This is a genomic window from Rhizobium mulingense (genome assembly GCF_029194105.1).
GTDB classification, from domain to species: Bacteria; Pseudomonadota; Alphaproteobacteria; order Rhizobiales; family Rhizobiaceae; genus Rhizobium; species Rhizobium mulingense.
In genome coordinates this window covers 707406-721125 of the sequence record NZ_JARFVE010000004.1, presented here as the reverse complement: position 1 = coordinate 721125, position 13720 = coordinate 707406, and the positions used below count along the sequence as shown (strand labels likewise).

Annotated in this window: 16 protein-coding genes; 5 read left to right on the top strand and 11 right to left on the bottom strand. The window is 59.0% G+C overall.

Annotated features, from left to right (window positions below; translation table 11 throughout):
* The first annotated feature begins 400 nt into the window (after positions 1–400).
* Together PYR71_RS12405 and PYR71_RS12400 are read left to right on the top strand one after the other, a co-directional pair.
* Entirely contained in the window at positions 401–1402 is a 1002-nt protein-coding gene (locus PYR71_RS12405; RefSeq protein ID WP_275619555.1) for a glycine betaine ABC transporter substrate-binding protein, read from the top strand.
* A 33-nt stretch (positions 1403–1435) separates the two neighbouring features.
* Positions 1436–1786 carry a hypothetical protein gene (locus PYR71_RS12400; RefSeq protein ID WP_183913249.1) on the top strand — a complete coding sequence of 117 codons (351 nt, stop codon included), beginning with the start codon at positions 1436–1438 and terminating at the stop codon, positions 1784–1786.
* An 84-nt stretch (positions 1787–1870) separates the two neighbouring features.
* Here the strand turns inward: PYR71_RS12400 and PYR71_RS12395 are convergent, their stop codons facing one another.
* Positions 1871–2026: an entericidin domain-containing protein gene (locus PYR71_RS12395; protein WP_003560194.1), complete on the bottom strand. Its 156-nt coding sequence runs from the start codon at positions 2024–2026 to the stop codon at positions 1871–1873.
* A gap of 100 nt (positions 2027–2126) precedes the next feature.
* Complete coding sequence (locus tag PYR71_RS12390) at positions 2127–3068, bottom strand: LysR family transcriptional regulator (RefSeq protein WP_275619554.1); 942 nt, start codon at positions 3066–3068, stop codon at positions 2127–2129.
* A 71-nt stretch (positions 3069–3139) separates the two neighbouring features.
* On the opposite strand from PYR71_RS12390, the gene PYR71_RS12385 reads away from it, so the two are divergent.
* On the top strand, positions 3140–3349 hold the full coding sequence (locus PYR71_RS12385) for a hypothetical protein (RefSeq protein WP_275619553.1): 210 nt from the start codon (positions 3140–3142) through the stop codon (positions 3347–3349).
* 154 nt (positions 3350–3503) lie between these two features.
* Here the strand turns inward: PYR71_RS12385 and PYR71_RS12380 are convergent, their stop codons facing one another.
* Complete coding sequence (locus PYR71_RS12380) at positions 3504–4112, bottom strand: LysE/ArgO family amino acid transporter (protein ID WP_275619552.1); 609 nt, start codon at positions 4110–4112, stop codon at positions 3504–3506.
* Positions 4113–4206: 94 nt separating this feature from the next.
* Between PYR71_RS12380 and PYR71_RS12375 the strand changes: the two genes are divergently transcribed.
* Complete coding sequence (locus PYR71_RS12375; RefSeq protein ID WP_275619551.1) at positions 4207–5136, top strand: LysR family transcriptional regulator ArgP; 930 nt, start codon at positions 4207–4209, stop codon at positions 5134–5136.
* A gap of 426 nt (positions 5137–5562) precedes the next feature.
* Here PYR71_RS12375 and greA read toward each other — a convergent pair whose 3' ends face one another.
* Positions 5563–6045 carry a transcription elongation factor GreA gene (gene greA, locus PYR71_RS12370; RefSeq protein ID WP_275619550.1) on the bottom strand — a complete coding sequence of 161 codons (483 nt, stop codon included), beginning with the start codon at positions 6043–6045 and terminating at the stop codon, positions 5563–5565.
* A gap of 229 nt (positions 6046–6274) precedes the next feature.
* Here greA and PYR71_RS12365 point away from each other — a divergent pair, with 229 nt between their 5' ends.
* A complete protein-coding gene (locus PYR71_RS12365) occupies positions 6275–6991 on the top strand; it encodes an MgtC/SapB family protein (RefSeq protein ID WP_275619549.1) in 717 nt (238 codons plus the stop codon).
* A gap of 17 nt (positions 6992–7008) precedes the next feature.
* Here the strand turns inward: PYR71_RS12365 and PYR71_RS12360 are convergent, their stop codons facing one another.
* The 7 genes from PYR71_RS12360 to PYR71_RS12330 all read right to left on the bottom strand — a co-directional run bounded on the left by PYR71_RS12360 (position 7009) and on the right by PYR71_RS12330 (position 13692).
* On the bottom strand, positions 7009–7194 hold the full coding sequence (locus PYR71_RS12360; RefSeq protein WP_003564288.1) for a DUF3008 family protein: 186 nt from the start codon (positions 7192–7194) through the stop codon (positions 7009–7011).
* A 139-nt stretch (positions 7195–7333) separates the two neighbouring features.
* Positions 7334–7567, bottom strand: a complete 234-nt coding sequence (locus tag PYR71_RS12355; protein WP_010033775.1) for a DUF2171 domain-containing protein — start codon at positions 7565–7567, stop codon at positions 7334–7336.
* 302 nt (positions 7568–7869) lie between these two features.
* Positions 7870–9180, bottom strand: coding sequence for a MalY/PatB family protein (locus tag PYR71_RS12350; RefSeq protein WP_275619548.1), 1311 nt, complete (start codon positions 9178–9180; stop codon positions 7870–7872).
* Between the two features lie 38 nt (positions 9181–9218).
* Complete coding sequence (locus tag PYR71_RS12345) at positions 9219–10352, bottom strand: amino acid ABC transporter permease (RefSeq protein WP_275619547.1); 1134 nt, start codon at positions 10350–10352, stop codon at positions 9219–9221.
* Between the two features lie 3 nt (positions 10353–10355).
* Positions 10356–11543, bottom strand: a complete 1188-nt coding sequence (locus tag PYR71_RS12340; protein ID WP_275619546.1) for an amino acid ABC transporter permease — start codon at positions 11541–11543, stop codon at positions 10356–10358.
* Between the two features lie 63 nt (positions 11544–11606).
* On the bottom strand, positions 11607–12620 hold the full coding sequence (locus PYR71_RS12335) for an amino acid ABC transporter substrate-binding protein (RefSeq protein ID WP_183913233.1): 1014 nt from the start codon (positions 12618–12620) through the stop codon (positions 11607–11609).
* A gap of 124 nt (positions 12621–12744) precedes the next feature.
* Positions 12745–13692: a LysR family transcriptional regulator gene (locus PYR71_RS12330; protein WP_275619545.1), complete on the bottom strand. Its 948-nt coding sequence runs from the start codon at positions 13690–13692 to the stop codon at positions 12745–12747.
* Positions 13693–13720: the final 28 nt, after the last annotated feature.

The window sequence follows — 13720 nt, the reverse complement described above, 5'->3', positions numbered from 1 at the left end:
ATTCTTACCGGAGAGTTATTGAAGGCTTTCGCAAAGGTTAATTTTGACTTTTTTCAGCAGTCCCGGCGAATTTTCTTCCGAAAACCTTTCGGTGATCGCGAGTCCATCGGCGGCGCCAATTTCGGGCCATTGACATAAATTCTTCAAATTCAACTATTTAGGCTCGTAACCATGAGCAAAATGAGGTTGATTTCTGCGGGCGAACGCGTAGGCTTGATCAAAATGCACCATTGTTGAACATGACCTGCGATCCGCCGCCGAAGCCGCCAGGATGAACGGCGTCCGTGAACAGGACGGCTTGTTGTGGCATCGCCCGGCAGGCATCCTCCTCGGGCGCACCAAGCTTTGCAGATATTTTCTTCGGACCCAGCGGCGCGTCCGAGCAAAGAAAATTCGGGGAATGACAATGAAGACGCTTCTGATTTCGGCCGTCTTTGCCGCGGCCTTTTCCATTGCTGCGCCGGCTGCTGCCGACGATTGCGGCCAGGTGTCGATCGCCGAGATGAAATGGTCCTCGGCCGGCATCGCGGCAAACTTCGACAAGATCATTCTGGAAAAGGGCTATGGCTGCTCCGTCACCATCGTCGCCGGTGACACATTGCCGACTTTCGCCTCGATGAATGAGAAAGGCACGCCCGACATCGCTTCGGAATATTGGATCAATTCCGTCAGGGCCCTGCTCGATCAAGCCGTCAAAACCGGCCGGGTGGTGCAAGGCGCCGAGATCCTCGCCGACGGCGCCGTCGAGGGCTGGTTCATCCCGAAATTCATCGCCGACGCCAATCCCGACATCCGCTCTGTCGAGGACGCGCTAAGACATCCTGAGCTTTTTCCAGCCGAAGACGATACATCCAAGGGTGCAATCTACAATTGCCCGGCCGACTGGAGCTGCCACATATCGACGACCAACCTTTTTAGGGCGCTTGCCGCGGACAAGAAGGGCTTCGAGCTCGTCGAGACCGGCACTCCCGAACGGCTCGATGCGTCGATCGCCCGCGCCTTCGAGAACAAGGTCGGCTGGCTCGGCTACTATTGGGCGCCGACCGCCATCCTCGGCAAATACGACATGACGCGTCTGAGCTTCGGCGTCGGCCATAACAAAAGCGAATGGGACGGCTGCACCGCCGTTGCCGGCTGCACCAGGCCCCAGCTCAATTCGTACCCAGTCTCGCGCGCTTTCACGCTGATGACCAGATCCTTCGCCACCCGCTCCGGGCCCGTCACGGCCTATCTCAAGGCCCGCAAATGGGACAACGCGACGATCAACCAGGTGCTCGCCTGGCAGGACGAAAACCGCGAAAGCAACGAGGATGCCGCGATCCACTTCCTGCGCAATTACGAGAATCTTTGGACGAAATGGGTGCCGGCCGATATAGCCGAGAAGGTCAAGGCGAGCTTATAACCGCGGGACACGATCAACGACCGGACGATTCGAATGACCGCCAGCGTTCCCTTCCCCGACCGCGATACCGTCGCGGAAAAGCTCGCCGCGCTGTCGGAGCCAGACAAATCCTACCTGACGCTCGTCATGCAGAATGCCGTCCAGGACGACAATCTGCTCGACGGCCTGCGCCGCCACCTCGATTTTGCCGCGGGCTCGCCTTTCCTGAACTCGCTGAAACTCGAAAATCTTGGATTGTGGCTTGGGACCCAGGCGCCGGACCGCCTTCAAATCCGGCTGATGGAAACGGCGCGCTCCAGCCAGCATCCCGCATATCAGGCCTTCCGGACCGGGCTCAGCCGATCCGGCGGCCTAGAAAGGGCACATCCCCCGGCCACTCGTTAGAGTGGTCCGGACCCGGCCGTTCGATAGAATGGTCCGGCTTTAGGCGTCAGCCAGCCTGATAAGCCCGGCAAACCTGCCTACCGCTTACTTCTTCGCAGCGCGATCAACCGAGCGGCCGGCATCCTGCGTGGCATTCACCGTGTTTGCCGTGTCCTTACCTATGCCGCGGATCGTGTTGCCGCAGGAGGAAAGAGCAAGAAGAACCATAAAGGCTGCGGCAATTTTGGCCGTTGTCGTCATATCGAATATCCTTGTTTGAAATCAACCCCGAACGGCTGCTATGCCCGTTCGCGCCGATAACGCACAAGGGAACAAAAGGTTCAACCGCTGAAAGATATCCTTAGGCGGCAACAGCCTTCGCTCTTTCGGCAAAAGCGCTACGGATGCTGTCGGCCACCGTCTCGATCGGGCCTGACACCTGGGCGGCGGTCAGCAGCCGGATATCGAAGGAGCCGAGCTCCGGCAGCCCTTCCTGCAGTCCGAGGATCGCCATGTCCTCGCTTACATAAGAAAGCGGCAGCGGCGCGATGGCGAGATCAGAGAGCACAGCGGCGCGCTGCGCCATCGTGTGGCCGCTGAGATAGGCGACACGATAAGGACGCTTGTTGCGTTCGAGCTGGGAGAGCGCCTCCTGGCGCCAGATGCAGCCGTCCTCCCAGATCGAGATCGGCAGAGGATCGCGGCGATGCGCCGAACCGCAACGGGCGCCGGCCCAGACCAGCCGCTCGCGGAACACCACCTCGCCGCCGGTCGGGAACGGCCGCGTGGCGCAGTTGATCAGCGCCAGGTCGAGCCGCTGCTCCTCCATGCGCTTCTTGAGGCCAACGCTCATGTCGATCGTCACGTCAACCATGATGCCGGGATAGCTTTCGGCAAAGCTCTTCAGAATTCTCGGCAGCAGCCGCTCGCCGATATCCTCCGGGGCGCCGAGTCTCACGACACCGGTCAGCTCTGGCATGATGAAGCGCGATACCGCTTCGTTCGACAGCGCCAGTATGTTGCGGGCGTAAGAAAGCAGCATCTCGCCATGACGCGTCAGCGTCACCGAGCGGGCGTCGCGCAAAAACAGCGTCGCGCCGAGCTGTTCCTCGAGCTTCTTGATCTGCATCGAGACGGCCGACGGCGTGCGGAAGACGGCCTCGGCGGCCGTGGAAAAATTGCCCGTTTCGGCGATGGCGACGAAAGTGCGCAGCACATCGTTGTCAAGCAAAGGAATGGGACGGCGAAAGGGTAGGCTCATCGTCGCACCTTTCAATTTTTCTGATTTATAACCCCATATCATTTTGTTTGATTGAATGTCAATCGCTCCCCATAGTGTGTGTATCGGAAACGATGCAGCAAAGGAGGCTCAACATGGCGCAAACAAGCACCTGGAATATCCTACAGACCCTTTCCGCATTCAAGTCGCGCTGGCGCAGAGATGCAAACCACGAACATGCCCTCCGCGAATTGAAACGCTTCCCATCGCACCTGCTGGCCGATTGCCAGCATGAGGAGTTGCCTTTGCCGAGCGTAGCCGCTCGGCCGAGTCGCCACCTGAGGATCGTGGAATCGCGCGCCTAAATGTGCGCAGCCGAGGTTTTTTCGGATCTTGGCGCAAGGCCACAACGGCTGTCGGAAACACTCGCCCGTCAAAAGCTTTCCGCCCCCCCATTGATCCAGCCAGACCCTGCCGCCGAGACGTCGCGATCGGTATGATCCTTCCGTCGAACAGCGATCACATCCCGCCCATGAGCTTGAAGGCGATGATCCACATGGTCGCAGCGACCAGTGTTTCCAGCATCCGCCAGGCCGATGGCTTCGAGAAGAGCGGCCGCAGCCATGTCGCGCCATATCCGAGGGAGAAGAAGAACAGGAAGGAACCGGTCACGGCGCCTGCGGCAAAGGAAGCCTGCTGCCCCGGAAAACGCGTCGAGATTGTGCCGAGCAGCACCACCGTGTCGAGATAGACGTGCGGATTGAGCCAGGTGAGCGCAAGGCAGGTTGCGAGCGTCTGCCTGAAGCTTGCCGTTTTGGCCTCGGCCGCCGCGAGAGCGGCGTTCGACCGCAAGGCGGAATAGAGGCTTTTTGCTCCATACCAGGCGAGAAACGCGGCTCCTCCATAACGCATGACCGGGTCGAGCCAGGGCATGAACCTGGCGATCTGCTGCAGGCTGGTGACGCCGAGCACGATCAGTACCGCGTCGGACAGTGCGCATGCGAGGCAGACGGCAAACACATGCTCATTGCGCAGGCCCTGGCGGAGAACGAACGCATTCTGAGCGCCGATCGCGACAATCAGGCTGAGGCCCATCATCAGGCCGGTAAAATAGATTGAAAAATTCATCGCTTCGCCTTTCGCTTTCGACGAGACTTCGCTATCGCGGCGAGGCGAATTAGGGTAATTAATTTGCCTAACCTCAATTAAGCAGCGCTAATCCATGCTCGACTACCCCGCCCTCCGTACCGTCGCGACCGTTGTCCAGACAGGGAGCTTCGAACGCGCCGCGACCGTGTTGAACGTCACCCCTTCGGCCGTTTCGCAACGCGTCAAGCAGATCGAAGAACGTCTCGGCGTTGTGCTGGTTGTTAGAGGCACGCCGTGCACGGCGACCGAAAAGGGAGAATGGTTGTGCCGCCATATGGAAAATGTCGGTATGCTCGAAGCCGAACTCTTCGGCCACCTGCCCGCACTCGTTGATCCCGGCGAACCACGCCAGAGGGTGACGCTTCAGATCGCCACCAATGCCGACAGTCTCGGCACTTGGTTCGTGGAAGCGATGTCGACCTTCGCCAGAAACTCCTCTTATCTGTTGAATATCGCCGTCGACGATCAGGATCACACCGCCGAATGGTTGCAGCGCGGCCGTGTGATCGCGGCCGTCACCAGCCTGGAAAAGCCGATAAGGGGCTGCCGGCGTTTCGCGCTTGGCGTTCTGCGCTATCATGCGACGGCAACGCCCGACTTCGTCGCCCGTAACTTTCCCAACGGTGTGACCGCCGAGGCGATCCGCAACGCTCCGGCTCTGACCTTCAGCCAGAAGGACAGGCTGCAGAGCACCTGGGTCCGCCAGACCTTCGGACGCGATCTCGACTATCCGACCCATTGGCTCCCCTCGCCACAAAGCTTTGTCGAGGCAACCCTCTCAGGCATGGGATGGGGAATGAACCCGACTCAGTTGACCCGCGAGCATCTCGCGTCCGGACGACTGGTCGAACTGATTGCCGACACCCCCCTCGATGTTCCCCTATTCTGGCAGATAAACCGCTTTGCCGCCGATCGACTGGCGGAACTGACGCGCGAAGTCATCACCGTAGCAGGGCGCAATCTCGGAAAACACAGATCGAAAACCGATTCCCCGGGCCTCTGATCGCGCCTAGAAAACACCTGGAGCGATCAAACGTATGCCGCACGCGCTCCCTCTCGCCGGAGAATTCTCCAGGAACTGCGGCAGCCGACTTTGACGAGGCTGATGCCTGGCCCTTGCCGCTCTCGGTCGCTTCGATCTTGGCGATCTTCGCTTCCAGCGTCTCGATCGATTTCTCGATTGTCGCCTTCTCTTGCTCGTCCTTGTATCCGCGACAGAGCCGCCTACTTTTCGGCAAGCTGCGCTTCGAGAGAGGCAAGGTCATCCGACGAACTGGAAGACGAGGTTGAAGCGGCTGAACTCAAAATGGTGCCTTGACCATGAACATGACTTTCGATGATGAATGTCACCTTCTAGCCGCGGGTGGTAAAGGCCCATAAAAATAAAGTACCAGACAGTACTGATTAATCCGACGGTTTTGACCGCCTTCTACGCGATGGCGATGATCTCCAGCTCCTGGCCACCCGCCTCCACGGCATCGCCGGCAGCCTTGCCCATCAGAAGCCGCGCTACCGGCGAGACGTAGGAAATCAATCCGGCCTTGGGATCAGCCTCATCCTCTCCGACGATCCGATAAGTTTGCACGCGCCCATCGTTACGGCGGAAGGTCACCGTGCTGCCGAAGGCAACCACGTCTGTTGACGTAGGGTCAGGCATCAGCTGGGCGGTGCGAAGTCTTGCCGCTAAGTAGCGAAGATCACGCAATGGATTGGCAGTCTGCCGTCGCCTTTCATTCACATCTTCAATGATGCTCGCGGCATCATAGGCCTCACGCGCCTGCTGGAACTGCAGTTCGAGAGCCTTCAATCCCGCTTCCGTAACGAGATTCGGATGCGGCGAAACCGGACGGTCGGGCAATAGGGTTTCCGACGCGGTTTCGAAACTCTCTTCCTTGGTAAAGGCAACGGCCAATCAAAACTCCATGTCAGGCGCAGTGCGCGCCAATAACCGACGGGCAACATCGAGACCATACAATATACCGACTGCGAACGAACCGCCAATCTCCCCCATCGGCAGCGGCTTTCCCGGGCACGACCTCGGGAACGTCCCGCCGCGCACAGCGTTTATCGCCGCAGAGTGTCCTGGAGGATCGAATGTTCGGCCAACGGCGAAATGTCTGCGACAAGGATTGGAGCGAAATATGCCTTCGTTCCTGACAGATAGCATGCCGCTGACACCGAGCTGGTGGGATATCGCAGCGCGGATCGCACTGACGGTGCTCGCCGGTGGCCTCATCGGCCTCGATCGCGAGCGCGGCGGCCATGCGGCCGGCTTCAGGACGACAATCCTTGTGGCGCTTGCCGCCTGCCTGGCGATGGTCCAGGCCAATCTCCTTCTGTCCACTTACGGGAAAACCTTCAGCTACTTCACGCAAATGGACGTATTGCGCTTCCCCCTTGGCGTCCTGACAGGCGTTGGCTTCCTCGGCGGCGGAGCGATCCTCAGGCGCGGCGACATGATGACCGGCCTCACCACGGCGGCGACCCTGTGGTTCATGACGGTCGTCGGCCTCTGCTTCGGCGGTGGCCAGATTGTCACTGGAACAGTGGCGACGGCTGTCGCCTTCATCGTCCTGTCGCCAATGAAGCAGCTGGACGCCTGGCTGACCTGCGAACGCAAGGCGACGCTCGTCATCCACAGCTCTGAAGTCGATGTACCGGACTTATCGGCGGTGCTGAACCCCTTGGGATGCCGTGCCCTCTTTGTGGCATACGGGCCGACGAGCGATGGCCGAACAGGCGTGACGTTCGAGCTCCGATGGATGGCAAAGGACCGTGAGGCGTCATCCCGGGCGATTTTGAACGCACTTTCCGTCCATGATGTCGCGGGTTTCTCAATGCAATCGACGACGACCTGAGATCCCGGATGGCTTTCCTATTTGGAGGCGTGCTCGGGCTTTCCCTTTCTCTTGGTCGAGGCGAACTCCTCCAGCTGCTTTTCGCTCATGGACTCGACCATCTGTTTCGAAGCGCCCTTCAGTTCTTTCTTGGGCGTCTCGCCGCGCTTGGCCGAGAGTGCGGCGCCTGCCGCCTTCTGTTGGGCCTTGGACTTGGCTGGCATATTGAATCTCCTTCAGGTTTGGATCAACCGTCCCCAAGCTGGTACCCCAGCTCACCTCGTCGCCCTCCTTCACTTCCTTAGGTCATATGAAGTCCCTTGCGGCGAGCAGGCTGCGGCCGAAGCCGCAGCCGATTGCCCGTCAATTGATGGTGGCCCACTGGCTGCGGACGTCCCTGGCGTTCTTCGACAGGTGAACGTGAGCGTCGACATGATCGACCCAGTCGAGCGGAATCAGGTGATGCTTGCCGTCTTCAGAGTCGGTCTTCGTCAACTTGATGCGCGTAGGACCGTCGAGATGATCGACCGTGCCGACATGGGTACCATCGGCAGCCCGCACTTCCATATGTTCACGGATCTGATCTGCGGAAATCATTGTTTCCTCCTTTGCATCATTGTCAGTTACCAGACGGCAACGATGCGGCGCAGACTTGGTTCCAAAGCTTCTTGTCCCGCGTCGGAAACAGCGGCAGCGTGAGTGCCTTCGGGTCTCGGCGCAAGGGCTGCCCGATGCAGCGGCTACCGCTCATTAAGAGGTCGGCAGATAGCTGACATGCCGAGGACGGCCCTGATGGGTTTCCGCGATCTGCGTGAGTCTGCGATCACCGCATGTTTTCTCAGCTGATCTGGCCGCATATGGAAAGCCTGCCCGGGAGGCCACGGGCACATTCACCCGCTTCACTTCCGCGACGATAACGCGTCGGACATCCGTTGCAGGCCGCTCTGGAGGATACTTTTCGGACACCCGACATTGAGGCGAATGAAGCCCTCGCCACCCGGCCCATATACGCGGCCGTCATAAAGATTCACGCCGGCGTTTTCGACGAAGAACCTCTGGATCCCGTCCACCTTCCGGTCGAGCTCACGTGCATCGAGCCACACGAGAAATGATGTTTCGGGCAACATCGGCGTGATCCCCGGGAGATGCGCGAGGGCAAACTCCCGGACGAGCCGGACATTCTCGCCGATATAGATTGTCGCTTGATCGACCCATTGATCTCCAGTGCTGTAAGCGGTCTCAAGAGCAAGCCTGCCGAAATAATTGGCGTTCACCATGAACGACGTTTGCATGGCGAAAAGCAATGCCTCCCGGCGCGCCTTGTTGGCCACGGATAGGGTCGCCGACGGCACGCCAGCCAGATTGAAGGTCTTGGTAGGCGCAGTACAAATGAAAGACCGGTCCGCCGCATCTTCCGAAATCGAGGAAAACACGACATGAGGCAGGGTCGATAGTCTAATGTCGCAATGGATGTCGTCCGATATGACGAGCAGGCCATAGCGTGCGCAGATGTCGTTCAGTGCTTCGAGCTCCTCACGCGTCCAGGCTTTGCCGGCGGGGTTGTGCGGGTTGCACAGAAGGAAGACCTTGGCCCCGTTCGCAGCGAGCCTTTCGAAATCGTCGAGGTCCGGCTCGTATCGGTTGTCCCGGAGAAGCAATCGGTTGGTCAGCAAGGTTCTCTGGTTGCCGCGCACCACTTCGAAATATGGCGAATAGACGGGCGTCTGGACGATTACGCCGTCGCCGGGCTTGGTGAAGGTCCGCAGGATCACGGCGACAGCGGGCATGATGGCGGGTGCCGGCAGCAGGCTCTCCAACGCCGGAGCCCAACCGTGCCTTCGCTCGAACCAGGCTCGCACGATCTCATAGTGACGCGGATCCCGACGCGTATAGCCGTAGATTCCGTGATTGACAGCTTCGCGAAGCCGTTCGATCACGGTTTCTGGTGCGCGAAAGTCCATGTCCGCAGTCCAAAGCGAAAGCAGGTTCTCGCCTTCTACCCGTGGCGAGAATTCGTCCCATTGGTTTGCCCATTTCACGGATCCGAATTGCCTGCGGTCATAGATCCGATCAAAATCATACACTTTGGCAGCACCGTGACGAGACGCTGCCTTGGGTGAAGCCTTGCTGGCCATCGTTGTGTTTCCTCGTATTCTTCTTGTGGTGTCAGCGCGGGAATCTGCGGGCCGCGTGCTACTGACAATGTGCAAGGAGTCGCCCGCCCGCTCGGGCGAACCGCTCCGAATTCCTAGTGTTTGTGGCCGCGGGCCAATCGACGCTCCATGAACTGCGAGTAGCGCGACATGCCAAAACAGAAAATCCAGTAGACCAGTGCCGCAAAAAGGTAGCCCGTCGTCGAGATCGTTGGACCGGCCCAGCTCGGATCGACCCGAGCGGCCTCGACCGCCCTTAGAAAATCGGCGATCCCGACGACTGCCACCAATGTCGTATCCTTGAACAATCCGATGAAGGTGGAGACGATGCTCGGGATGACCACCTTGAGCCCTTGGGGGAGGATGATGAGCCGCATCGCATTGAAGTAGCCGATGCCAAGCGATTTCGCGGCTTCATGCTGGCCCTTCGGAATGGCTTGAAGGCCCGCGCGGACCACTTCTGCCATGTAGGCGGATGAAAACAGCGCAATGGCGATAAGGGGACGAAGCAGTCTGTCCGGCGTCAAATAGTCCGGCACGAAAAGCGGCATCATGAAATTCGCCATGAATAGCACGGTGATGAACGGCACCCCGCGCACGACTTCGATATAGATGACGCAAACCGCCCGCACGATTGGCAGCTTCGACATTCGGCCAAGCGCCAGTAAAACGCCGAGTGGTAGCGAAAAGACGATTCCGACGACCGACATCAGAAGGGTGATCAGGAGGCCGCCCCATAAAGTGGTGTCGATCACCGGCAGGCCCAGCATCGCCATGCCGCGCAGCAGCACAAGGGCCAGAATGGGATAGGCAATGAAGAACAGGAGCGCGGCCACGTCGCGACGGGGAGCTAGGTTCCAGAGGAGCCAGCCAATCAGAATGGCGCCGACAGCTTCCGTCAGATCGACGCGCCAACGTTGCTCTACAGGATATGCGCCGTAGCGCAGGTAATCGAATTTCTCGGCGATGAAGGGCCAGCAGGCACCGTCCGGATTTGCAAGGCATGCTTCCTTGCCACCCATCCAGGCCGCCTTGAATATCGCGAAGCTGAGAAAATCGTGAAGCAGCCACATCGCGATCACTGAAGAGGCGATCGTGAGCGTTCCCGAGAATGGGCTGGAGAACAGGTTCTTCCTCAGCCAACCACCCATGGCAAGACGGGCATCGACCGGTGGTTTCATCGATGGCAGGATGGAACTGTCATCATATGTCAGCGCGTGCTTGTCCATGGGTCACCTCTCTACGATCGCAAGCCGCTGGTTGAAGAGGTTCATTGCCATCGACGTGAGCAGGGAGATCGCGAGATAGACCGAGAGCGTGATGGCCATCACCTGGATCGCAGCGCCCGTCTGGTTCAGCACCGTGCCCGCAAAGACCTGCACCAGGTCCGGATATCCGATGAATACAGCGAGCGAGGAGTTCTTGATCAGATTGAGATACTGGCTCGTCAAGGGAGGAACGATGATACGCAGAGCCTGCGGAATAATGACGAGGCGGAGAGTCTTGCCGGGTGGCAGGGCGAGTGCATATGCGGCTTCGGTCTGTCCCCTGGGTATGGCCAGGATCCCTCCCCGGACGATTTCGGCGATATAGGATGCCGTGTAGACAGATAGGCCAATAAGGAGCGCTGCGAACTCCGGATACAGCTGATGTCCGCCCCTGAAGTTGAAGCCGACCAGTTTGGGCTCCAGGAACGACACCGGGTTTCCGATCGTAATAACAGCAAGTAGCGGCAAGCCAATCATGAGCCCGGCGCACGAAGCCAAGATCGGAAGCTGCCTGCCGGTTCGCTTTTGAACGCCCTGTGCATACATGTAGGATGCAGCCGACAAGACCACGGCGACCAGGATTGCGAGGCCGACCACACCGGCACCCGGATGAAGCTGGATTTCGGGAAAGATCAGTCCGCGGTTGTTGAGGTAGATGCCGCCCGGGATCGCGATGGACGCCTTTGGAGCCGGTAGCGGCTTCAGAACCGCGTTGTACCAGAAGAGAAGTTGCAGCAGGAGCGGAACGTTGCGGATAATCTCGACATATGATGCCGAGACCTGAGCGACGATCCAATTGTCGGAGAGTCGCGCCACGCCGAGGACGAAACCCAATATCGTGGCGAACAGAATGCCGAGACCGCCGGCGACGAGAGTGTTCACGACCCCCACCCAGAACGCGCGTCCATATGTCGATAGCGAGTCGTATGGGATGAGGGTTTGGTTGATGGCGAACCCGGCTGTTTCATTCCAGAAGTCGAGCGACAGCGGAATGCCGCGCGCGCTCATATTGGACACCGTCTGGATTCCGATGGCGGCGGTCAGCGCCAAGAGGCTGCCCGCGAGCAACGCCTGGTAGACAACACCTCTGACCCTTGGATCGTCAACGGACAGGTTCCGGCGCAGTTGGGAAGGGAGTGAAAGATCGGACATTTGTCATCCACCTGTCTTGAAGGAACTGGCGCGGCGATCCGCGCCAGCCTGTCAAAATTCCAACTAGCGGATGGGAGGGGCGTATTGCAGCCCGCCCTTGTTCCAGAGGTCGTTCGCGCCGCGGCTGATCTTCAGCGGCGAATCCTTGCCGATCGAACGGTCGAATATTTCTCCGTAATTGCCAACCTGCTTGATGACATCCGCCGTCCAAGTGTCCTTGAGGCCGAAATCCTTTCCGATGCTTCCCTCGACACCGAGAAGGCGGCCAATATTCGGATTGGCGGAGGATTTCATTTCGTCGACATTTTGCGACGTGACGCCGAATTCCTCTGCAGCGACCAGGATGTAGAGAGTCCACTTAGCGATATTGAACCACTGGTCGTCGCCCTGGCGTACGACCGGGCCAAGAGGCTCCTTCGAAATCAGGTCGGGCAGCACGACGCTGTCATCGGGCTTGGCCATGCGCATGCGGGACGCGTTCAAGGTCGAGCTGTCCGCCGACATGGCGTCGCACCGCCCTTCCTCGAAGGCCTTGACGACGGATTCTTCGTCCGCGAAGCCGACGCTCGTATAGGTGATATTCTGCCCTCGGAAATAGTCGGCGATGTTCAATTCCGTCGTCGTGCCCTGCGTCACGCAGATGGAGGCGCCGTTGAGGTCCTTGATCGCAGCGATGTTATCGGATTTGCGGACCATAAATCCTTGGCCATCATAGAAATAGGTGCCGGCGAACAGGATGCCGAGGGTCGAGTCACGCGACGATGTCCAGGTTGCGTTGTGCGCCAGGATGTCGATCTCCCCAGACTGCAGGGCCGTGAACCGGTCTTTCGGCGTGAGCGGAATGAACTTTACCTTCTGGGCATCCCCGAGCACGGCCGCCGCGACGGCCCGGCAATAGTCGACCACAAAGCCGGTCCATTTGCCGTCGTTGTCGGGAAGGCTGAATCCCGCAGTCGCCGCATTCGTGCCGCAGGTCAGCACCCCGTTTTTCTGCACTTTTTCGAGAGTCGTCGCCTGCGCGGCCGTGGCGCACAGCACGGTGGAAAGGCCGAGAAATGCTTTTATGATGGTTTTCATGGCAGGTCCCCTTTTGTTGATTACAGGGAGCGTCGCCGAAAGCCATTCATCAGTCAAATTCATATTCGTCATCACGAACATGAATAAGGTTCATTGTCTGGACATGATGGTCATCCCGTGCCGCTCACAGCACCTGGGCCTTCATGATTTCGACTTTTGTCTTTTGTGACCCGTCGTAGATTTGCGAGATGACTTGCGTGAGCCAAATCATGCCGGGATCTGTTGCCATGTGATGCTGAAGCAGCAATGACGTGCTTACGTTTTCGATCTTGAGCGGCGGCGCCACTACCTTCACCTCGCTCGCATCGTCGAGGATATGGAGAATTCCGTCCCCGCAGTGGGTAATGAATTCCGTTCCCCTGAGGACCCAGGGCAGTATGAGATAGTTCGATATCGTGGCGACGATATTCCGCTTCAATCCCGCCGCCTTGAGCGCAATATCTGCCAGGCCGGACGAGACGCCGTCGGCGGAAATCTGCAAATGGGACGCGGCAAGATAGGCATCCAGGGTCAAGCCATGCTTGGCGATGGCGCTGCCGCTCCAAACTGCGCAGAGCAGGCGGTCCTGGCCCAGTTCTATTCTCGCTACACGTGGATCGTCTCGGATCGAAGCACCGGTCAGGGCGCAATCTACCTGCCTGAGGTGGATGGCGTTGAGTATTTCGATGCCGTTGGCCGGTATGATGTTGAGCGTTGCGTGCGGGGCCTGCCGGGCAAATTCCCGCAACAATCCCGGGACAAAGACCATCGCATGGTAATCGGTGAGTCCCACACGGAAGTTGCGACGCGTCGATGCCGGATCAAATATTTGGTGCCTGTCGATCGAGGAACGTATCGTGCTCAGCGCGCCTGAAATCTCCGAGAGAAGCTCCACGGCGCGCGGTGTGGGACACATGACTGAGCCATCTCGCGTGAACAGGTCGTCGCGGAAGAGCATCCTCAGCCTTCCCAGTGAATGACTGATAGCAGACTGCGTTCTGCCCAGACGCTCCGCCGTGCGCGTGACGCTTCGTTCACGCATCATGATGTCGAAAACTCGGAGCAAATTCAGGTCCAAATCGTCGAATTGCATGGAGCCCCTCTGAAGTTGGTGCGTCGGC